This is a genomic window from Pelagicoccus sp. SDUM812005, assembly GCF_031127875.1.
Lineage (GTDB): Bacteria > Verrucomicrobiota > Verrucomicrobiia > Opitutales > Opitutaceae > Pelagicoccus.
Genome location: NZ_JARXIA010000011.1, coordinates 75643 through 94801 on the forward strand (window position 1 = coordinate 75643; position 19159 = coordinate 94801).

The window sequence follows — 19159 nt, forward strand, 5'->3', positions numbered from 1 at the left end:
CGAATTTGAGATGAAGAAGGAAAACGTTTGGAAGCGTGGCGGCGGCGATAAGCCGAAGGCCTCAACTGCAGGGCGGCGTACGCCTTGGGTAGAGATAAAGACATTCACTTTCCACCCGACGATTTACAAGTCGATGCTGGGGAAGGTTTCGGCGGATGCGCTCGCGGGCGATATCGTAACGGTCTACGATCGCAAGGGAGAGATCTTTGGAACGGGGCTGTACAATGGTAAGGCTCGCGTGCCTTTGCGCATGTACCGGCATGGCGAGGACGCTTTCGGCGAGGAGGACTTTCTGGGGTTGATCGACCGAGCGATCGAGCTGCGTCGCGGTACGATGGGCTTGGATGCGAGCACGGAGGCCTATCGGGTGATCCACTCCGATGGGGATGGGTTGAGCGGCTTGGTGGTGGATAAGCTCGGTTCCGTATTGAGCGTTCAAGTACACTCGTACGGAGTGTACCAGCGTCTCGCCGAATGGATTCCTTACTTGAAGGAGAAGCTCGAGGCGACGGAGGCGATCGTGGAAGTGGACCAGAAGATCGCGGACCTGGAGGGGATTCGCATCGACGAAAGCCTGTCGGACGACATCCGCTTCATGAAGTTCGAGGAGCATGGGATTCGCTACGAAGCGGATTTCCGGGATGGTCATAAGACCGGATTCTTTTGCGACCAGCGCGACAACCGAAAGCGTTTCGGGGAGTTCGCGAAGGGCAAGGACGTGCTCGACGTTTGTTGCTACACGGGAGGCTTCGCCTTGAACGCGGCGGTGAGCGGCGGCGCGTCGGAGGTGACGGCGGTGGACCTTGATGAGAAGGCGATCGCCCAAGGAAAGCGCAACGCGAATTTGAACGGGCAGGCCCGCGTGAACTGGACGCATTGCGACGCGTTTTCCTTCATGCGGCAGATGCAGCGCAACGGGCGGCAATGGGACTTGGTCAACCTAGATCCGCCGAAGTTGATCTTCAGCAAGGAGCAGCAGGCGGAAGGGATGAAGAAATACGAGGACTTGAACCAGCTGGCTTGTACCTTGGTGAAGCCCGGCGGGGTGATGGCGACTTACTCCTGTTCGGGCCAGCTATCGGCTGAGGAGTTCGAGAGCATGGCGATTCGCTCGGCCCATCGGGCGGGGCGTCGCTTGCAGATTTTGGACCGGACGGGCGCGGGCGGGGATCACCCCGTGATGTCGAATTGTCCGGAGAGCCGTTACCTGAAGGCGATTTGGTCGATCGTCTGGTAGTGGATCGAACCGTGCCTAGAGCCCGTGAAGTTGCTCCCAGCGGCAGCACATTCTCGCAGCGACTCGGTGGACGGTTTCTCCATCGAGGGGCTTGGCTACGATCTCCACGGGGACGGGCCCGAGCGCGTCGGATATCGTCTCGAGGGCTTCCGGGGGATTGCTGCTGGTGATCGCGAAGATGATTCTTGGGTTGGCTTCCTGGAGAAGCTTGATGGTCTCGGTACCGTCTAGGTTTCCGGTCTTGAGATCGATAAAGGCGACTTGGATGGGCCGGTTTCCGGTGGCTCGCTTGCTGGCGATCTGGACTGCGGAATTGCCTTCGTCGGCGTGCAGGATGCTGAAGTTTCGAGTGTCGGCGAAGTCGAGGACGAGCGATTCGTCGGCGTTGCCGCTAGCGGTGGCGATTTCGGTTTCGTCCGGCTGGAGGTAAAGGTCGAAGCTCGCGTGGATCGATGGTTCTTCGTTGACGACGATGATGTTCCGGTAGCGGGCGCCCGGCATGGTCGGATCTGATAGGATCATGGGGATGGGGTTTAAGGGGTTGAGGGAAACGATTGGCTTGCGGAGACCAGCCGATCGATGGGGGTACTCTATTGTTCGGACGAATTGTCGAGCGCTTAACAATAAGCGGTGAAAAAGAGGGAGGCAGGGGCAGGCGCGCGATTTCTCGGTAGGGGGAAGGGTTTCCGTTTGGGAATTGGGGCGACGGTGACGCAGGTGTTCGTTCTGACTCTCTCGAAGAGTCTCGACAAACGGCGGAAGCTGCGCACTCGTTTTTTCCCTTATGGCTACCAAGGTAAACAAAATCTCCCGCGGAAACGTCATCGAATACGAGAAGCAGCCCTGCTTGGTGATCGAATGTAAAATCGTTGCTCCGCCAAACATGTCCGCTCTCTGCCAGATGCAGCTCAAGAATCTCAAGACTGGCAAAGTCATCCACAACCGCACGAACGTGGGAGATTCCTACGAGGTATTGCACAAGGAGATCAAGGATCTGGAGTACTCTTATCCGAACGGGGACATGTACGCGTTCATGGATCTGGAGACCTACGAGACGATTGAGATTTCCCAGGAGGTCGTTGGGGACGCCAAGGACTTTCTGATCGAAGGCAAGAGCTACCAGATCTTCTTCGTGGACGGCAACGCCTTGGGCGTGGAGCTTCCGTCTTCCATCGAGATGAAGGTTATCGAGGCGCCGGAAGCGGTTCGTGGAGATACCTCTGGAAACGTGCAGAAAACAGTGGTGCTCGAAACGGGCATCGAGGTGCGGACTCCGATCTTCATCAAGGAAGGCGAGATCATCAAGATCCGCCCTGAGGACAAGAGCTACCAAGGCCGGGCCTAGCGAGTTTGTCTCTCTATCCTAAATAAACTTTTAAAACGCCAAGTCTGCTCGTCAGGGTTGGCGTTTTTCGTTTCAGGAGTTTCCCTAGCAGGTCGAAGCCTAGCGCGAGCGCGAGGGAATCGTTTATTCCGTCGCGACCCAGGAAACCATGGATTACAACCGGAGCCAGTCGAAGTCACCGATCTTCGTTAGAAGCGTATTGCAGTGGACTGCGGTCTCAGTTTTAGCGATTGGGGTCCTCTGGGCATCGAACGCGACCCGCCAGGCGATGCGACGGGCGGATTTGAATAAGCTGGTCAAACTGCAGGAGGAAGCGGTTTTGCTGGAGGCGAATGCGATCCGGTACCGCCTCGAGGCGGAAACCTTGTCCTCCTTTTATCTGATCACGAGTCTGGGCGCCTACATTTCTATCAATCCGGAGATGTCGCAGGAGGAGTTCAGCCGTTTCGCGGCGACGATCTTCGACGCGAAGCCCGGCTTGGTTAACATCGCGGCGGCCCCGGATCTGGTGATCCGTTACGTTTACCCGATGGAAGGGAATGAGGCGGCTCTCGGGCTCGACTACATGCGCACGCCCACGCAGCGGCAAGCGGCTCTGGCGGTCAAGGATAGCGGTGAGCCGGTCATCGCAGGTCCCTTGGAATTGGTGCAGGGCGGGATTGCCGTCATCGGGCGTTTCCCCGTTTACGACCGCTCCGGCTTCTGGGGCATCGTATCGACTCCGATCTACTTGAACCAGCTCTTGCGAGATGCGGGAGTGTTCGACGAAGAGCTGTCGATCGAAACGGCGATCCGAGGCAAGGATGGCAAGGGGGCTCAGGGAGAGGTCTTCTGGGGCGATCCGGAGTTGTTTTTGGATCACTCCCTGCGAATTCCGATCCAGCTCTTCTCGGGCACTTGGCAACTGGGCGCTCGACCTAAGATGGGCTGGGCGAAGGAAGCCCCGAACGGGAAGTGGATCGACCTCTTCGTTTGGTTGGCGGCGGGCCTCGTTATCGTGATAAGCGTCCTTTTGAATGCCTACGTGCTACGCTTGGTGAAGGGCCGGGAGGTCGAGGCGAGCGTCAGCCGAGCGAAGTCGCGTTTCCTTGCAACGATGAGCCACGAGATCCGCACTCCGCTCAATGGTATCTCCGGAGTGGCTCACCTGCTGGAGATGGAGGACCTCGACGAGGAGCAACGCGAATTGACTGGCACGATCATCAGTTCGGCGGAGGCCCTTAACGGTTTGCTGTCGGATATTCTCAATCTCAGCAAGCTGGAGCAAGGGGGCTTTTCGACGCGACCGGAGCAGGTGGTCTTGAGCGACATTTTCGATCCGATTCGCGGTCTGCTTAAGGTAGAGGCCGAGCGAAAGTCGATCGTCTTGCATTGGGGGGAGGTTCCTGCCGATTGCCGGACGCTTGTGCTCGATCCGCTGGTATTGCGGCAGGTCGTTTGGAACCTTGCGAGCAACGCGGTCAAGTTTACCAAGGAAGGAGAGGTGCGCGTATCCTTCGAGACCTTCCACAGCGAGCGTCGCCGCTCTCGGATTTTGCGTATTGTAATCCAGGATACGGGCGTCGGAATCGATCGCTCCCGTCACGAAGCTGTATTCGAAGATTTCGTACAGGAAGACGATAGTACGACTCGAGAGTTCGGCGGAACGGGGCTGGGACTGGCCATCGTAAAGCGTTTGCTGGTCGGCGTGGGCGGATCCATCTCGCTTAAGAGCGAGAAGGGGAAGGGCAGCGTCTTTACCGTTGAATTGCCGGTTTCGTCCTGAGCTTTCGAAGCTTGCTACGGGTAGCGGGCTTTGTGGGCGGCCGACACTTTCACGTATTTGGCGGCCCAGCTTTTTATTTTGGCTTGTTCGTCTTCGGTGAGGGCTCGCTTCACTTTGGCGGGGGCGCCCATGACCATGCTGCCGGGTGGGATGATGGTGCGGGGCGTGACGAGCGAACCGGCGCCGACGATGGAGTTGTGCCCGATCACGGAGCCGTCTAGCACGGTGGCGCCCATGCCGATGAGGCATTCGTCCTCTATCGTGCAGGCGTGGATGATGGCGCCGTGGCCGATGGTGACGTCCTTGCCGATCTCGACGGGAAAGTCGTCGGCGAGGTGGACGATGGTGCCGTCTTGCACGTTTGAGCGATCGCCGACTTGGATGTAGTTGATATCTCCGCGCAGGACGCAGGCGGGCCAGACGCTGGCGTTCTCGCCTAGCCGCACGTCGCCGATGACGGTGGCTTCCTTGGCGACGTAAGCGCTGGCGGGGACTTGCGGGTCCTTTGCGAGGAAGGTTTCGAATTGTTCTTCGAGGGTCATGTAAGTGCGAAGATGCGTTTGGCGTTGTCTGCGGTGATGGCGGTTTGCTCGCGGGCGCTGAGTTCGCTGTTGTGAAGCTCTGCGAGGGGCGTGGCGAAGTCGGGGGCGCGTTTGTCGCGAGGGAAAACGCGCAGTGGGTAGTCGGTGCCGAAGAGGACTTTCTGGCTACCCACCTTGTCGCAAAATTCTCGATACACGGGGGGCTTGTAGAGGAGGGGACAGGCGGCGGTATCGAAGGCGATGTTGTCGGGAATTTGCTCTTCGCTGCGCAATGGTTCGCAGCCGCCGAGATGGGCGAAGACGAACTGTACGCGTGGGTGGGCTCGAGCTAGCGCTAGAAGTTCGCGGTAGGGGGTATCTATTTTTCCCGGGTAGTCGTGGGTGGTGGGGTCGGTCACGTGAAAATTGGCGGCGACTCCGTATTCAGCCGCGAGCTCGAGGGCATGGGCGAGGGTGGGGTCGTCGTAGCGATAGCCTTGGGCAGGGGGATTGAGTTCCCCGAACCCTTTGAAGCCGGCATCGAAGGCCCGTCGCAATAGCTCGATGGCAGCTGTTTCTCCCTTCGCGTTGAAAGGAGCGAAGCAGGCGAGGCGGTCCGGGTGTCGCTGCTGCCAATCGAGCTGCCAGGATAGGTTCTCTAGGCAAGTGTCGTGGTTTTCCCAATACCAAGCGAGCAGGATGGCTTTTTCGATGCCTGCTTCATCCATGTCGCTCAGCAGTTCGTCTACGGTTTTCCAGGTTTGGAGGGATCTGCCGCGAGGCGGTTGAACGCAACTGAGCCAATAGGCCTCTCCCCGTGGCTTAGCCCAGCTGGAGGGATCCAGGTAGACGCTAGGCGGGTAGAGGTGGATATGGCTGTCGATGGCCATCTGGGTGCTAGCGCTTGGCTCTCTCGCGCATGAGGTCGAGACTTTGGCGGACGAGCGAGCCCATGGACCCGCAGGCAAGGAAATCGTCGCACTTGTAGTGGGCGGCGAGCTCTTCGCGCAGCTGTCGGACGTTTTCGAAGGGCGCCAAGGTATCTTGGGACATGCTGTCGAGCAGGGCTCTCAGGCGCTGGCTGATGGCGTCCATGCGCCGGGAGATGAGGGCGTGCTCTTCGCGTTGGTATTGGCGAGCGGTTTTTGTATCGATATGGCTGGTACAGAACTCGACGAGCGGGTTGTTTTCCTTGAAGAACTGCGGTAGGTAGAAGTTTTTGCGTCCGTCGTAGGTTTGCTGGTCGAAATCCATGGAGCGGATACGGATTTGCGTTTCCTCGAAATCGGGGGTGATGCCGACTACGAAGTTGTAGGGGCGCATGTCTCCGAGCAGGCGGACGAAGCAGCGTTCGTTGAACTTGATAAGCTCCTTCGCGATACGGATCGCTTTGAGGCGAGGGCTTTCCATCCAGTCGTCGATGAAGATGTCGCCCGGGAGGCCGACCACGTGCTCTTCGACAAGGGTGTCGCCGTCGGAGAGGAAGAACATGCGGTTTGGGGAAAGGAGGTGTTCCAGCTCGAGTCCGTAGACGCGGGAGGCGTCGGCTTTTTTGACGTAGAAGTAGTCTTGGTTGTCGTTGCGCGAATTGACGATGCGGACGCGGAAAGGTTTTGAGTTTCCGAAGACGCAGTAGTCGATGCGGTCGACATAGAGGTGCTCCATTACGGATTCGTCGCCGCCGGCCTTGAGGATGGCGTAGACGCGTTTGAGGCCTTCGTTGAGCTTCTTCATGATGAAGGGCTCGTAGATCAATGTTTCCCAGAGGGTGTCTTCGCCTTTCGAGTCGTAGAGCGGGGCTCCCATTTGGAAGCGCTCGAGCTGGTTGTAGCGGATGGGCAGGCTGTGTTCGCGATTGAAGTCGGTCAAATAGTAGCGAAGAGAATCGCTAATGGGGATCGACGGTTTGCGGATGGTTTTAGTGACCCGTCGCCGTCCTTTGGCATTGGGAGGTTCTAGGAAATCTTTCGGGTCTTCGCTTGCTGACACAGTGTTCTGGTTGAGGTTCTTTTCGAAGGATAGTCCGAGGCTGAGATGTCACAAGGGCAAAGCCGAGATCCGCCCTTATTTCTGGATCACGGAGTCGCCTGATGCCAGAGCCGCTCGAGGGGGCTGGGTTCGTCCGTGGAAGGGAACCAGGGCTTGCGGTCGCAGTAGTGAAGCAGGCGGCAGGTTTCGAGTCCGCTGGCGTCGGAGTAGTCTTTCTTGATCAAGTTGTATTCGGCGGGGAGGAGGCCGAGATCGATGCCGTGGGCGTGTATCCATTTATTGATGATCCCTTGGTCCCCGGAGTTGTAGCCGCTGCGGCCCGGATTGGAGCGGGCTATCTCTTTGAGTTGCTCGATGGTGGCGCTGCCTTGGAGGATGCGATGAATGGAGAGGACGCCGCTGTTGATCTCGTTGGGATGGCCTTTGTAGCCGCGGGTTTTCCTGAAGCCGGTGTCGCGGGCGGCTAGGAGAGACGGCCGAGAAGTGGGATAGAGGGCGGGAGCGTTTCGCAAGCAAAGGATGTCGCTATCGAGGAAGATGTTTCGCTCGTAACCGAAGTCGCGAAAGGCTTCGAACTTGTAGAAGGTTTCCGCGTGCCGCTTGGAGCGGCTTTTCTTGTAAGGGGAGATGTCTGCGTAGGAATCGGTGTCGATTAGGATGCGTTCTTTCGCGAGGGCCTTGAGTTGCGGGTCTTGCAGGGCGAGCGTGTCGCGGCTCAGGGCGATGACGGGAAAGGGCGGATTTCGCTGTTGCCAGGAAGCGATGGTCCGCAAGGTACCCGGGAGGTAGAGCGTGTCGGTGAGGAGGACGAGGCAGTGTCGAGGCATCGCGGGATGCTAGTGAATACGCAGGGAGCGGAGGCGGTTGAGAGCAGCGGCGAGTTCTTGGAGGCGGATTTGGGCGAGATCTCCGGGCCCGAGGGCGGAGAGGCGTTGGGTGTTGGCGAGTTCCAAGGTGCGCTGTAGAGCGACGGGGAGCAGGTGTTCTTCGAATAGCCGCTGCTCGGAGGCGTAGAGCAAGGCAGAGCCGATGGCTTTGGCCTGGGAGGAGTCTACGATTTGCGGGATGAGGGAGAGGTCGATCTCGTCTTCGCCAAAGGTGATGGAGCGGGCGTCGCGCGTCTTGACGCGGCTGCGACCGGGGCGGCCTCTGCTGGAAGTGTATGGATCGATGGATACGGGATCTGCCTTTCGTTTGGAAGCCTCGGGGCTGGTGGCGATGGTCGAAGGATCCAGTTTTTGTTGGATGATGCTTCCGTCGCAGAGGGCTTTGGCTTCTTGGGTCAGGTCGTGGGGGATGTAGTTGTCGAGAGCGATGACATGGTCGGCGGGCTCGAAGTAATCGCCCGACCCGCCGAGTACGATCACGGTGGATACGCCGCAGTCTTCGTAGAGGGAGCGGACGCGTTGGACGAAGGGGGTGATGGGCTCTTTCTCTTTGGCGATCAGCTGCTGCATGCGAGCGTCGCGGATGAGGAGGTTGGTCGCGGAGATGTCCTCGTCGAGCAGGAGGGTTTTGGCGCCTGTCTCTAGGGCTTCGATGATGGAGGCAGCTTGGGAGGAGGAGCCGGATGCGTTTTCGGTTGAGAAATTGGAGGAGTCCTTGCCGCCGGGGAGTTGGCCGATGAAGGGCGTGAGGTCGACGGAGGCAACGGAGCGACCGTCTTCGGCCCGGACTTTAGTGGTGTCGGCGCGGGCGACGACGCGCTCTCGGCCGTCTTGGGGCCGGTGGTTGTAGACGCCGCGTTCGAGGGCTGAGAGAAGGGTGGACTTGCCGTGGTAGCCGCCGCCGACGATGAGGGTTACGCCTTCCGGTATAGCCATTCCGGATACGTTCCCGGCGTGAGGGAGCTCGAAGGTTTGCCGAAACGATTCAGGAGACTGGAAAGGAACTGCGTTCGGCATGGGACGTTCGTCGATGCCGGAGGCTCGGGGCAGGATCGCTCCGTCCGCTACGAAGGCGACCAGCTTTCTCTCCGCTAGGAGGGAGCGCAGGGTGTCCGCATCTTCGGCGGTGTCGGCGAAGGCGGCGACGGCTTGGGCGTCGAGGTGGTCGTAGCAGAGAGCGTCTTCCACGATGTCGGGGAGCTGCTTGATGAGGAGCTCCTTGGCGGAGCGGCCGCGGATGCGACGCCCGTTGGCGGGGAGTCCCACGGAGAAGCGGACGACGGTTTCCGAAGGGCCGATCTCGACGCAGCTGCGGGCCAGCATTTCTTGGCCAGGGGTGTCGATGGAGATGAGTCCGGACTTGCCGGAGCCGCTGTGGGAGGAGGCTTGGCGGCAGGCTCTTGAGAAGGCGAGAGCGAGGTAGTTCTCGGTGCCGGTTCGGCGAGAGGGGTTGCTGAAGAGGTCTGTGGGAAGTTCGGACTCTTGGTGGGAGATGATTATGGAGAGGCGCGAGGGAGAGGCGAAGGGATCGCCTTGGACCTTATCGATGCTGAGGTCGAAGAACTCGAAGTCGTAGCGTCCGCGGATGTCTTTGTAGGCTGGATACGGGCGTCCGTCGATGCGTTCGAGAGTGCGGGAAAGATCGGTTTTGTGCTGCATGGTCACTGTTCGGGAAAGATTTTCTGGAGGGCCGCTTTGGTGAGTTCAATTCGGGCGGAGCCAAAGTCTTCGCCTGGTGAGGAGGAGTCGAGTACTGTCGCGAAAAAGAGGATACGTCCTTCCTTTTCAGCCCAGCCACCCCACCAACCGATGTTGCGGTTTTCAGGAAGAACGGCCCAGCCGGTTTTGGCGTGATAGGTGGTGTCGCCTTCGCTGGGGCTGCGCATCATGGATTTGACGGATTCCATGGCATGGGAGCTGAACGGGAGTTCGTTTTGGTAGAGTTTGCGCAGGAATTCGATTTGTTCGCGAGGCGATATGCGGAGGGCTCCGGTGAGCCAGAATTGGGTGATGCCACCTGAGATATCTTGGTTGCCGTAGGGGATGGAATCGAGGGCGGCCTGCATGCGTTCGGCTCCGATCTCTTTGACGATGGCTTGGTAGTGGGGGACGGAAGAGATGCGGAAGGCGTCGCGGAAATCGAGGTCGCGGTTGGTCTCGCGGCGACCCCGTTCGATGCCGTCCCACTTGAGTCGCGTATCGGCGTGAGGGACGACGCCGGTCTGCAGGGCGACTTGGGTGCTTAGGATCTTGAAGGTAGATGCGGGGATGAAGCGTTCGTCCGCGATATCGGGATGGCTGGCGAAGTAGGTGTCTTGGGCGAGGTCGTAGATAAGCAGGGTGCCGCGGTAGCCGCTTTCGTCGAGGAGGGCTTGAGCGTCGGGGCGCTTGGCTATCGGCTCGGTCGCGGCATGGAGGTTGACGAAAGCCAGGAAGCCGAGGCAGGCAAGGAGGTGCTTCATGCGGGATTTTTTCGTTCGTAGGAGAAGATGAATTGTTGGGCGAAGCCGGCGAGGGGGCCGTAGTGGACGCGTCCGAACTGGGAGAGCTGCGGTGGAGTCCATCCTGAGAGGGCGTAGCGTTTTTCGAGGACCTTGATGATCCAAGTGTCCACGGGGAAGGCTTCGAGCTTGGCGGCTCCGAAGAGCAGGGCGCAGTCGGCTATCTTTTCGCCGACGCCGGGGAGGGTGACGAGCTGGGCTTTGGCCTCGGGGTAGGGAGCTGCTTCGATTTGGGCGAGCAGCTGGGGAGAGGAGGCGAGCAGGTCGGCGGTCTTTTTTATGTTTTTGGCGCGGAAGCCGAGACCCAGGGCGCGGAGCTCAGCTTCGCTGGCGGCGGCGAGCTGTTCCCATGTAGGGAGAGCGTGGATACCGGGGATGATTTCGTTTCCGAGGCTTTTTGCCATGCGTTCGCACATGACTTTTATTTGGGGAATCTGCTTGGTGGCAGAGCAGAGGAAGCAGAGGACGGCTTCGGGAAAGGGTTGCTTCAGGATGCGGAGGCCGGGGTAGGCGAGCAGGGCTTTGTGAAGGTGGGGATCGCTCCGCCAGGGGAGGGAGTCGACGGCTGCCTCCCAATCGAAGTCGGCGCGGAGGTAGGTGGCGAGCGCTGCGGGGGTGGATTTGTTTCCGCGAGGGGTCGAAACGTGTAAGGTGGTCGTATCGTAGAATCGGATACGTGCGGCGTGTTGGCCCCAAATCCCTTGCCAGCAAGATTCGGCGGGGAGGAAGTTCCAGCGGAAGGCTTGGCCGCCGTTCAGGGTTTCAGCGAGGGTTTGCTCGGTGAAGGGCGTGGTGAGGGGAAGCGGTTTCCAAGAGGACCAATTGAGCATGTGTGGACGCGGGCTAACGTTCCGCGCGACGGGGTTTACTCGGACCAGAGGAAGCTTTGGGCGGACTCTAGCGGGGCGCCGGAGGCGTCGAGCAGTTCGATCTTCCAGGCGACGGGGTGCTGGCTTTCGCTTGCCCATTCGGCGCCGGTGAAGCCGACGAGGATGCGTTTCTTTTTCAGGTCGTTGGTGGAAAGGGCGAAGGAGTCGATTTCCTGGGTGCCTTTGCGCACGAACTGGACGCGGACTTGCGCGACGCGCGAGAGGGTGGAGCGGTCGTCTGCGAGCAGCGAGATGTAGAAGCCGTCGCGGCTGGACTCGTCGCTGCGAAAGACGGCGTAGCGACCGTCGCTGTGCTTGCCGGTTAGGTATTCGGAAACGCGCTTGAAGGAGTCGGCGTCGCGGTGCTCAGTGGAGATGACGGCGAGCTCGGCGTGGGTGGTGGCAGCGAGCGCGAGCAGGGTTAGGAGAGCGAAGAGTTGTTTCATTGGGAAAAGGTTGTTTGTAAGGTCGGCGGGGAGAGGGACGGGCAGTAAAGCCCGCGCTCTACAGGGGGCTACCAGCCGTAGTTGCGGCGGATGCGGATGGGCTCGAATAGGTCGGTGGAGATTTCTTGGAGGAATCGGCTGGGATTTAGGAACATGCTGGGGCCGCCTTTGGTATTCATCTTTGGATACAGAACGTAGAGCTCGTCGCGGGCTCGGGTGACGGCGACGTAGAAGAGGCGGCGTTCCTCCTCGGTGTCGCCGACGTCGATGGAGCGGCGGGTGGGAAAGAATCCGTCTGCGGCGCCGATGACGAAGACGACGTTGAACTCGAGACCTTTGGCTTGGTGGACGGTGGTGAGGCGTATGGCTTGGTCTGACTCTTCCATGCGGCCGGAGGTCTCGGAGTTTAGGAGCGTTATTTGGGCGATTAGTTCCTGCATTTCCTCGAATCGTGCGGCGAAGCCGACGAGGGAGTTGAGGTCTTCGAGTCGGTTGGAGTAGTTGGCGTAGGCGCCTTGGAGGTAGGAGGAGTACCAGCCGTCGATGGCGATTTGCACGACTTCGTCCGGGGTGCCGGTGTCGGCGATTTGCTTCATGTCGCGCAGGGTGAGGGCGACGGCCTCCCAGTCGGGCCGAGCGGCGGCGGGGGCTTTTTTGATGGTAGTCTCGTGGCGTAGGGCGTCGATGAAATCGAGCTCGTGCTTCTTGGCGACGGCAAGGGTGTGGTCGTAGAGCTTTTGGGCGGTCTTTTCTCCGACTTTGGGGAGCAGTAGGAAGAGGCGGAGGAAGGCGGTAACGTCGGCCGGGTTGTAGACGAGGCGCAGGTGAGCGACGAGGTCCTTGATGTGGGCTTGCTCGAAGAAGCGTACGCCGCTGGTGATCTGGTAGGGGACGCCGGCGCGGGAGAGCTCCATTTGCATGTCGAGGGCGACGAAGTGGGAGCGGTAGAGGACGGCGATTTCGCGGGGGTCCTGGCCTTCGTCGATGAGGCCGCGGATGCGGGTGATGACGAACTGGGCCTGTTCGCGGGTATCCATGGCTTGCACGACGTAGGGGCGCTGGCTGGAGGGCTTGTGAGCGCGGAGTTCCTTGTCGAAGCCGGCGGTGGTGCGGTTGGAGATGATGGCGTTGGCCATCTTTAGGATCTCGGGCGTACTGCGGTAGTTGGTTTCGATGCGAAGGATTTCGGTGCCGGGATGGCGGTCGGGGAAGGTGAGAATGTTGTCGAAGTTGGCGCCTCTCCAGGAATAGATGCATTGGGCGTCGTCGCCAACGGCCATGATGCGGTGGTGGGGGGCCATCTTGTCGATGATGGCGGCCTGCAGGACGTTGGTGTCTTGGTACTCGTCGACGAGGCAGTGCTGGAAGCGCTTTTGGTAGTACTCGGCGACTTCGGGGGCTTCGTTGAGGAGCTTGAGCCAGAAGACGAGCAAGTCGTCGTAGTCGACCACGTTTTGCTCCTTCTTCTTGTTGGCGTAGGCTTCGGCGAAGCCTTCGATGCGTTCGATAAATTCGTGGTGCTGGGGAAAGAAGTCGATGACGGTGCGCTCGATGGATTCGCAGGTGTTGCGGGCCATGCTGATGATGGAGGAGAGCGGGCCGGGCTTGGGGTGGGTCTTGTTTTTGAAGAAGGCGGACTCGACGGATTCGACGGCGTGCTTGAGCACGGTTTCGGCTTCGCCGGAGTCGAGAATGGTGAAGTTTTTGGGGATGCCGATGGCTTCGCCGTGCATGCGAAGGAGGCGGTGCCCGATGCTGTGGAAGGTGCCGCCCCAGAAGCGTCGGCCTTCCACTGCGGTGAGCTCTTCCACGCGGTCGAGCATTTCCTTGGCGGCTTTGTTGGTGAAGGTGAGGAGGAGGATTTCGCCGGGGCGGACGCCTTTGCTGAGCAGGTAGGCGACGCGGTAGGTGAGGGTGCGAGTCTTGCCGGAACCGGCTCCGGCGAGGATGAGGAGCGGGCCAGGGTTAGCGGTGACGGCGGCGTACTGCTCGTCGTTGAGCTCGGCCCGGAAGTCTATCTCGGGAATTTCGAAAGGGTTTGGCGTCGGGCTGAGGTCGAAGTCCATTCGTGGGGAGTAAGAATGGAGAATCGGTAAGTGTGAAGGGCGAATTTCGGGTTCCGAGCCTAGGGGGCTGGGTTCCCGGGAATGCGGCTGGGCCGAGCGCTCCTTCGCCCCTTAGAGGAGGACGAGGGCGTCGCGGTGCACGACTTCGAGGCGGGTGCGGTCGGGGTAGAGGGCGTTGAGCTCTTCGACGTGCTTGTTGGCGATGTTGGCGATTTCGGCGCTGGAGAAGGAGATCTCCCCGCGGGCAATGGCGTCGCCTTTGGAGTTTAGGATATCGATGACGTCGCCTGGCTTGAAGTGTCCCTCGCATCCGGTGACGCCGGCGGCGAGCAGGCTGCGGCCGCGGCGGATGATGGCGTCGCTGGCGCCGTCGTCGACGGAGATGGAGCCGCTGGCGCGTTGGAAGTAGGCGAGCCAGCGTTTCTTGGATCCCATGGGCTGGGGGGAGGCTTTAAAGCGGGTGCCGACAGTTTCGCCGTCGACGATTCGGACGATGATGTTGTCGGCGGATCCGTCGGCGATGAAGGTTTCGCAGCCGGATTCGGTGGAGAGCTTGGCGGCTTCGAGCTTGGAGACCATGCCTCCGACGGCGGTGGGGGAGTTGGTGCCTTTGGCGAGCGACTCGATTTGCGGGGTGATCTTGTCGACGACGGGGATGATTTGTCCGTCTCCGTCCATGTCGATGAGCCCGGGGGCGGTGGAGAGGATTTGGTATTGGTCGGCGTCGCTGAGGCTGGCGACCATGGCGCCGAGCAGGTCGTTGTTGCCGAATCGTATTTCGAAGTTGGATACGGAATCGTTTTCGTTGATGACGGGTACGACGCCGTAGGCGAGGAGTTGCTCGATGGTGGCCTTGGCGTTGACGTAGCGGTTGCGGATACGCAGGCCTTCGTGGGTGAGGAGGATTTGGCCAGCTATGAGTCCGTGGGGCTGGAGGCCGTCTTGCCAGCATTGGATGAGGCGGCTTTGGCCGATGGCGGCGCAGGCTTGCTGCTTGGCGAGGGTCTTGGGGCGTTCCTGTAGGTTGAGGGCTCCCATGCCCATCCCGACGGCGCCGGAACTGACGATGAGCGTCTCAATGCCGCGCTTTCGTAGCTCTGCGACTTGGCTGCAGATCGAGTTTACGCGCGCGGTATCAACTTTTCCGATACCGTGCGTGAGGATGCCAGTGCCTAGCTTTATGACGACGCGTTTCATGTAGAAGCGATGAGGTGTTTAGGCGGAAGGGGAGAATGAAAAAGGCTGCGGTGTTGCCACCTACAGCCTAAATTGCTTCAGCCTTCGGTCTGAGGCGCCGCAGCCGCCTTATACCTTAGTGAGTTCCTTTTCCTTGGCGGCGAGGAGATCGTTGATCTTCTTGATCGCGTTGTCGGTAGTGGTCTGGATTTCCTTTTCGTCGGTCTTGAGGTCGTCTTCGGTGATGTCGCCCGCTTTTTGCAGCTTCTTGAGGGCGTCCATGGCGTCGCGGCGGGCGTTGCGGACGGCGACGCGTCCGTCTTCGGCCTGCTTGCTGACGAGCTTGACGAGCTCCTGGCGTCGCTCTCCGGTGAGCTCGGGGAGCGGGAGGCGAATGACGTCGCCCATGATCGAAGGCGTGATGCCGATGTTGGAGGCGAGGATGGCCTTCTCGATGGCTTTGAGGGTGGACTTGTCCCAAGGCTGCACGGCGATGGTGCGGGCGTCGGGCGTGGTGATGGCCGCCATTTCCTTGAGGGCCATTTGGCTGCCATAGGCTTCGACGATGATGCCTTCGACCATGCCTGGGTTCGCTTTGCCGGTATTGACGGCGGCGAACTCGTGCGCGGTGTGCTCGACGGCCTTGTCGGCCTTTTCGTCCATTGTGAGGAATACTGTTTCTTCGTCCATGTGAGGGAGGGGTGAAAGTTAGGAGACTAGGGTTCCGACGTTTTCGCCGATGATGGCTCGACGGATGGAGTCGGAGTCGTTGAGGCTGAAAACGAGGATGGGCACCTCGTTGTCCATGCAGAGCGAGAAGGCGGTGGAGTCGAGGATGTTGAGGCGCTGTTGAAGGGCGTCGATGTAGGAGAGGGTGTCGTAGCGCACGGCGTCGTCGTGCTTCATGGGGTCCTTGTCGTAGATCCCGTCGACCTTAGTGGCCTTCATGATGACTTCCGCCTCGATTTCGCTGGCCCGTAGGGCGGCGGTGGTATCGGTGGAGAAGTAGGGGTTGCCGGTTCCGGCTACGAAAATGACGACGCGGCCTTTCTCGAGGTGGCGGATGGCGCGGCGCAGGATGAAGGGCTCCGCTACCTGGTTCATGGGGATGGAGGTCTGGACGCGGGTCTGGACTCCCATCTTCTCGAGGCATTCCATGAAGGCGAGGCCGTTGATGACGGTGGAGAGCATTCCCATGTAGTCGCCTGTCGTGCGATCGACGCCTTGGTCGGTCGAGCCGGAAAGCCCTCGGAAGATGTTTCCACCTCCGATTACGATACAGACTTGGACGCCGAGCTCTCGGATATCCTTAATCTGCTGGCAGATTTTGCGAAGCGTGTTCCAGGCGATGGGATCTCCCGTCTCGGAACAGCGCAGGACCTCACCACTTAGTTTGAGGACGACGCGTTTGTATTTAGGTTTTTCGGCCGAGTTTGACGCTGATGACATTAAAAACTCGTTAAGCCAAAGTGGGTTGGACTCGTCAATGCTAGGCTTCGGATATGCGTCATTTGGCGCGAAAGGGCGTTCTGAAAATATCGCGATTTAGGCGCTTGACGAACGGGGAGGTTCTTACCAACTTATCGCTCCTTCAAAGGTTAGCCTGATGGTGTAACGGTAGCACAGCTGGTTTTGGTCCAGTCAGTCGGGGTTCGAATCCCTGTCGGGCTGCCATTTGAGATCTGATCAATTTCAAGTGGTAGTTGGTTAACCTTAATAAAAAAGCCGCAGCTGAATTAGCTGCGGCTTTTTTGTGAAAGGTGTTTTCGGTCGTCGCTAGAACTTGACGGTGAGCGCGTCGATGGAGCGGCTTCTGCGGCTGCCTTGGCTGGATAGGGCGTCGTCGAGTTGCGAGAAGCTGACGTGCTGGATTTCGTCGATGGAAAGCGAGCGATTGGTATTTAGCGTACCGGTAAGCGGATCCGCGTACTTGCCGAGCAGGTAGGCGTCCTCGAAATCCCAAACGCCGTCCGTCGTCTCTTCTTCGAGCTCGGAGAGTTCGGTTTCGAACAGTCCGTTGGAGCTCACGAATTGGTATTGAGGCGTGGGGGCCGGATTGCTGGTCCGTTTGGCTCGGATGGTGTCTTCGAGCGATGCGAGCGTCTTGAGTACGGTGATTTTCGTGGGAGAGGGCGTTTGGGCGACAACTGCCGATGACTGGATTACGACGCGCGGAGCGCTGGGCTGGGCGAGCGTGGCGAACTCTTGCAGTCCGACGCTGGTGGCGGTCTTGGCCGCAGGTTGCTCGTTAGTAGCGACGGCGAAGCTTGGAGCCACGGCTTTGGCTTGTTCGCCGTTTTGGGCGACGGTAGGCTCGCTGACGGGCGCCTGGAAACCGAGGTAGACTGCGACGGCGGCGATCCCGCAGGTGGCAGTGAAGGCTCCTACTTTATAGAAGCGCGTGGCGAAAAGGGACTTGAGGCCGGTCTCGTTGACGAGCTGGCGTTGGATAAGAAGCTTTTGCTTCTGCTTGAATTCGCGATCGAAGCGTACCCAGAACTCGGGTTCCGGCTGCTCCTTGCGTTTGGCTCTCATGAGCTCTTCTAGAGTGTATTTACCTCTGTTTTCAGGCATCGTGGTCGGTAGACGCGCTTTTCCTGGAAGCATTCAACTTTTTTGCGGTTTTTTTCAGAATGAGCTAAAGTTCGTAGGTATTAGTCTACTAACAATCAACGATTAATGGGTATGATGTGGCTGAGTCCAAGGGAAATCGTTTAAGGTATGACTCGTGGCGGCTTGTAAAAGTTCCTTGGCCACGAGAGGAGTTTTCAGGCAGCGATGGTATTTCCCGTCTCGTATTTCGCGGAGGATGCGCGGCGACTTGGGGAATTCGCTGAGAGCGATGAGGGAGACGTTTTGGTCTGCCTGTTGGGCGAGCTGCTCGATAGCGGGGGGAAGGTGGTCTTCGCTTGTGCGTCGGAAGAGTACCGAATGGTGGGAATGGGCTGGTTGGAAGTAAGCCGGAGGAATTTGGGAGGGATCGTCATGGGCCGTCACCGTGTAGCCTTGGCTGGCGAGAAGCTTGGCGGCGAGGGTTTCGTCGTGGCTCTCCAAGTCGAGCAGTAGAGCTCGCTCTTGGACCGGGGGAGCGGCGTCTTCCGTTGCTTCCTTTGGAGATTTGGGGTTGGGCTGGCGAGTCTGTTGTCCTGTTTCGGTTTGGAACTGGCTAGCGCTGGCGGCCGTTGCCAGCAAGGCGAGCGCGAACCAGACGAGGTTTTGGGCGGGGGAGGAGTCGCGGCCTTGCTGGGATTCGAGCAGGGGGAAGACTGCGATTGCGAGGGAGGTGGCTGCGAAGAGCAGGGCGAGTCGGGGGGAGCCTGCGTGGCGGGTTTGGACGGCGTGGCGGAGCAGGAATCCCGAAGCGAGAAAGGCGAGCATGAGGAAGGGGACGTTCCAGAGCGAGGGGGTGGACTGGATGAGCTGGGGGCTGGTGGAGGATTTGAGGAGGGACTCGAAGCGGAGGGAAACGGGGGCCAGGGCGTTGGCTATCCCCAGCAGGACGGCGAGGGCGGAGTGGGCGGTAGCGGGGAGTTGGGAGGCGGGGTCCTTTTTGGGCTGCAAAATCCAGGGGACGAGGCCGAGGGCGATGATGGCGAGTCCGGTTGAGGCTTTCTCGAATTTTACGAGCAGGGCTGTGTCGGCTGCCTGCAGCAGGCCGATGTCGCAGAGGAGGTAGGCTGCGACGGCGAAGTTTGTGAGGCTGGCGAGGAGGACGCGGCGCGGGAGTTCCTGGTTTTTGCTTCTAAATAGAAGCCAGGCTCCGCCGTAGAGTCCGATCAACGCAAGCAAGGCTTGGGTGAACATGAGAGAGTGGCTCATCGTCAAGAGGTTGGATGAACGCACATAAGCGTGCTTGCCGGCTGGCGGCAAGGGGGGCGGGGCTCTTTTACGAGCTTTCTACGCTCGCCTTTCGCGTTGGCCGACTGGCTAGTGGTTGCGGGGGCCGCGCTGGGTGGGCTTGTCGGTTTGGATGGCTTTGAGGAGGGGGAGTTCGCGGTGGCGGACGAGCAGGGTCGTGATGCAGCAGGAGAGCACGACGATGGCGAGGATCCCGAGTTCGAGGCGGGGGCCTTCCCAGCCGAGTTCGGTGATGTGGCCGATGATGGCTCCGGCCATGAGGCAGGAGCCGAGCAAGGCGCCGTAAACGATGCTGGAGGGGATGAGGAGGAGGATGCAGGCGATGAGTTCGAGGGCGGCGATGATGAGCCGTCCGTGCGGTTCCATGCCTAGCTCGGTGAAGAGCTGCACGGAGTCGGGGTGGGCGGTGAACTTGAAATACAGCGTTTGGCCCATGATGGCGGCGGCGGCGATCTGGGTGAACCAAGATACGATTTTGAGCTTTGGCGAGGTCATGGAG

General features: G+C 59.8%; 19 protein-coding genes and 1 tRNA gene. 4 read left to right on the plus strand and 16 right to left on the minus strand.

The genetic code is table 11. From position 1 onward, the window contains the following. Window positions 1-10 precede the first annotated feature (10 nt). Complete coding sequence (locus tag QEH57_RS13945; RefSeq protein WP_309007362.1) at window positions 11-1237, plus strand: class I SAM-dependent rRNA methyltransferase; 1227 nt, start codon at window positions 11-13, stop codon at window positions 1235-1237. A gap of 15 nt (window positions 1238-1252) precedes the next feature. On the opposite strand, the gene QEH57_RS13950 is transcribed toward QEH57_RS13945, so the two are convergent. Further along, window positions 1253-1759, minus strand: coding sequence for a hypothetical protein (locus tag QEH57_RS13950; protein WP_309007363.1), 507 nt, complete (start codon window positions 1757-1759; stop codon window positions 1253-1255). Window positions 1760-2021: 262 nt separating this feature from the next. Here QEH57_RS13950 and efp point away from each other — a divergent pair, with 262 nt between their 5' ends. Beyond that, the gene (efp, locus tag QEH57_RS13955; protein WP_309007364.1) at window positions 2022-2582 is read left to right on the plus strand and encodes an elongation factor P; all 561 of its coding nucleotides are present in this window, start codon (window positions 2022-2024) and stop codon (window positions 2580-2582) included. Window positions 2583-2730: 148 nt separating this feature from the next. Continuing rightward, window positions 2731-4347, plus strand: a complete 1617-nt coding sequence (locus tag QEH57_RS13960; protein ID WP_309007365.1) for an ATP-binding protein — start codon at window positions 2731-2733, stop codon at window positions 4345-4347. Window positions 4348-4361: 14 nt separating this feature from the next. Here QEH57_RS13960 and QEH57_RS13965 read toward each other — a convergent pair whose 3' ends face one another. The 12 genes from QEH57_RS13965 to pyrH form a co-directional block, all read right to left on the minus strand. Beyond that, the gene (locus QEH57_RS13965; protein ID WP_309007366.1) at window positions 4362-4889 is read right to left on the minus strand and encodes a gamma carbonic anhydrase family protein; all 528 of its coding nucleotides are present in this window, start codon (window positions 4887-4889) and stop codon (window positions 4362-4364) included. Next, window positions 4886-5758 carry an amidohydrolase family protein gene (locus QEH57_RS13970; protein ID WP_309007367.1) on the minus strand — a complete coding sequence of 291 codons (873 nt, stop codon included), beginning with the start codon at window positions 5756-5758 and terminating at the stop codon, window positions 4886-4888. Before QEH57_RS13970 ends, QEH57_RS13965 begins: the two co-directional genes overlap by 4 nt. A gap of 7 nt (window positions 5759-5765) precedes the next feature. Next, a complete protein-coding gene (locus QEH57_RS13975) occupies window positions 5766-6767 on the minus strand; it encodes a hypothetical protein (RefSeq protein WP_343224782.1) in 1002 nt (333 codons plus the stop codon). A gap of 176 nt (window positions 6768-6943) precedes the next feature. Further along, entirely contained in the window at window positions 6944-7684 is a 741-nt protein-coding gene (locus tag QEH57_RS13980) for a glycosyltransferase (protein WP_309007369.1), read from the minus strand. Between the two features lie 9 nt (window positions 7685-7693). Further along, a complete protein-coding gene (locus QEH57_RS13985) occupies window positions 7694-9403 on the minus strand; it encodes an ABC-ATPase domain-containing protein (RefSeq protein WP_309007370.1) in 1710 nt (569 codons plus the stop codon). A 2-nt stretch (window positions 9404-9405) separates the two neighbouring features. Then, entirely contained in the window at window positions 9406-10206 is an 801-nt protein-coding gene (locus tag QEH57_RS13990; protein ID WP_309007371.1) for a penicillin-binding transpeptidase domain-containing protein, read from the minus strand. Continuing rightward, window positions 10203-11075, minus strand: a complete 873-nt coding sequence (locus tag QEH57_RS13995) for a DNA glycosylase (RefSeq protein ID WP_309007372.1) — start codon at window positions 11073-11075, stop codon at window positions 10203-10205. Before QEH57_RS13995 ends, QEH57_RS13990 begins: the two co-directional genes overlap by 4 nt. Window positions 11076-11110: 35 nt before the next feature. Beyond that, window positions 11111-11560, minus strand: coding sequence for a hypothetical protein (locus QEH57_RS14000; RefSeq protein WP_309007373.1), 450 nt, complete (start codon window positions 11558-11560; stop codon window positions 11111-11113). 68 nt (window positions 11561-11628) lie between these two features. Next, entirely contained in the window at window positions 11629-13626 is a 1998-nt protein-coding gene (locus QEH57_RS14005; protein WP_309007374.1) for an ATP-dependent helicase, read from the minus strand. Window positions 13627-13737: 111 nt separating this feature from the next. Then, complete coding sequence (gene proB / locus QEH57_RS14010) at window positions 13738-14823, minus strand: glutamate 5-kinase (RefSeq protein WP_309007375.1); 1086 nt, start codon at window positions 14821-14823, stop codon at window positions 13738-13740. 108 nt (window positions 14824-14931) lie between these two features. Continuing rightward, entirely contained in the window at window positions 14932-15492 is a 561-nt protein-coding gene (gene frr, locus QEH57_RS14015) for a ribosome recycling factor (protein WP_309007376.1), read from the minus strand. An 18-nt stretch (window positions 15493-15510) separates the two neighbouring features. After that, entirely contained in the window at window positions 15511-16251 is a 741-nt protein-coding gene (gene pyrH / locus QEH57_RS14020; RefSeq protein ID WP_309007377.1) for a UMP kinase, read from the minus strand. A 151-nt stretch (window positions 16252-16402) separates the two neighbouring features. Between pyrH and QEH57_RS14025 the strand changes: the two genes are divergently transcribed. Continuing rightward, a tRNA-Gln gene (locus QEH57_RS14025) sits at window positions 16403-16476 on the plus strand. 102 nt (window positions 16477-16578) lie between these two features. Here QEH57_RS14025 and QEH57_RS14030 read toward each other — a convergent pair. From QEH57_RS14030 to QEH57_RS14040, 3 genes are all read right to left on the minus strand, one after another. Then, entirely contained in the window at window positions 16579-17376 is a 798-nt protein-coding gene (locus QEH57_RS14030; RefSeq protein ID WP_309007378.1) for a hypothetical protein, read from the minus strand. Between the two features lie 102 nt (window positions 17377-17478). Next, a complete protein-coding gene (locus tag QEH57_RS14035) occupies window positions 17479-18621 on the minus strand; it encodes a hypothetical protein (protein ID WP_309007379.1) in 1143 nt (380 codons plus the stop codon). Between the two features lie 108 nt (window positions 18622-18729). Next, entirely contained in the window at window positions 18730-19155 is a 426-nt protein-coding gene (locus QEH57_RS14040; protein ID WP_309007380.1) for a DoxX family protein, read from the minus strand. Window positions 19156-19159: the final 4 nt, after the last annotated feature.

Excerpts from the sequence above, each read along its gene's own strand:
- proB (WP_309007375.1), bottom strand. The coding sequence starts at position 14,823 with ATGAAACGCGTCGTCATAAAGCTAGGCACTGGCATCCTCACGCACGGT.
- QEH57_RS13965 (WP_309007366.1), bottom strand. The coding sequence starts at position 4,889 with ATGACCCTCGAAGAACAATTCGAAACCTTCCTCGCAAAGGACCCGCAA.
- QEH57_RS14040 (WP_309007380.1), bottom strand. The coding sequence starts at position 19,155 with ATGACCTCGCCAAAGCTCAAAATCGTATCTTGGTTCACCCAGATCGCC.
- QEH57_RS13970 (WP_309007367.1), bottom strand. The coding sequence starts at position 5,758 with ATGGCCATCGACAGCCATATCCACCTCTACCCGCCTAGCGTCTACCTG.
- efp (WP_309007364.1), top strand. The coding sequence starts at position 2,022 with ATGGCTACCAAGGTAAACAAAATCTCCCGCGGAAACGTCATCGAATAC.
- QEH57_RS14005 (WP_309007374.1), bottom strand. The coding sequence starts at position 13,626 with ATGGACTTCGACCTCAGCCCGACGCCAAACCCTTTCGAAATTCCCGAG.
- QEH57_RS13990 (WP_309007371.1), bottom strand. The coding sequence starts at position 10,206 with ATGAAGCACCTCCTTGCCTGCCTCGGCTTCCTGGCTTTCGTCAACCTC.
- QEH57_RS13980 (WP_309007369.1), bottom strand. The coding sequence starts at position 7,684 with ATGCCTCGACACTGCCTCGTCCTCCTCACCGACACGCTCTACCTCCCG.
- QEH57_RS13950 (WP_309007363.1), bottom strand. The coding sequence starts at position 1,759 with ATGATCCTATCAGATCCGACCATGCCGGGCGCCCGCTACCGGAACATC.
- QEH57_RS13945 (WP_309007362.1), top strand. The coding sequence starts at position 11 with ATGAAGAAGGAAAACGTTTGGAAGCGTGGCGGCGGCGATAAGCCGAAG.
- QEH57_RS14035 (WP_309007379.1), bottom strand. The coding sequence starts at position 18,621 with ATGAGCCACTCTCTCATGTTCACCCAAGCCTTGCTTGCGTTGATCGGA.
- QEH57_RS14030 (WP_309007378.1), bottom strand. The coding sequence starts at position 17,376 with ATGCCTGAAAACAGAGGTAAATACACTCTAGAAGAGCTCATGAGAGCC.
- pyrH (WP_309007377.1), bottom strand. The coding sequence starts at position 16,251 with ATGTCATCAGCGTCAAACTCGGCCGAAAAACCTAAATACAAACGCGTC.
- frr (WP_309007376.1), bottom strand. The coding sequence starts at position 15,492 with ATGGACGAAGAAACAGTATTCCTCACAATGGACGAAAAGGCCGACAAG.
- QEH57_RS13985 (WP_309007370.1), bottom strand. The coding sequence starts at position 9,403 with ATGCAGCACAAAACCGATCTTTCCCGCACTCTCGAACGCATCGACGGA.
- QEH57_RS14000 (WP_309007373.1), bottom strand. The coding sequence starts at position 11,560 with ATGAAACAACTCTTCGCTCTCCTAACCCTGCTCGCGCTCGCTGCCACC.
- QEH57_RS13960 (WP_309007365.1), top strand. The coding sequence starts at position 2,731 with ATGGATTACAACCGGAGCCAGTCGAAGTCACCGATCTTCGTTAGAAGC.
- QEH57_RS13995 (WP_309007372.1), bottom strand. The coding sequence starts at position 11,075 with ATGCTCAATTGGTCCTCTTGGAAACCGCTTCCCCTCACCACGCCCTTC.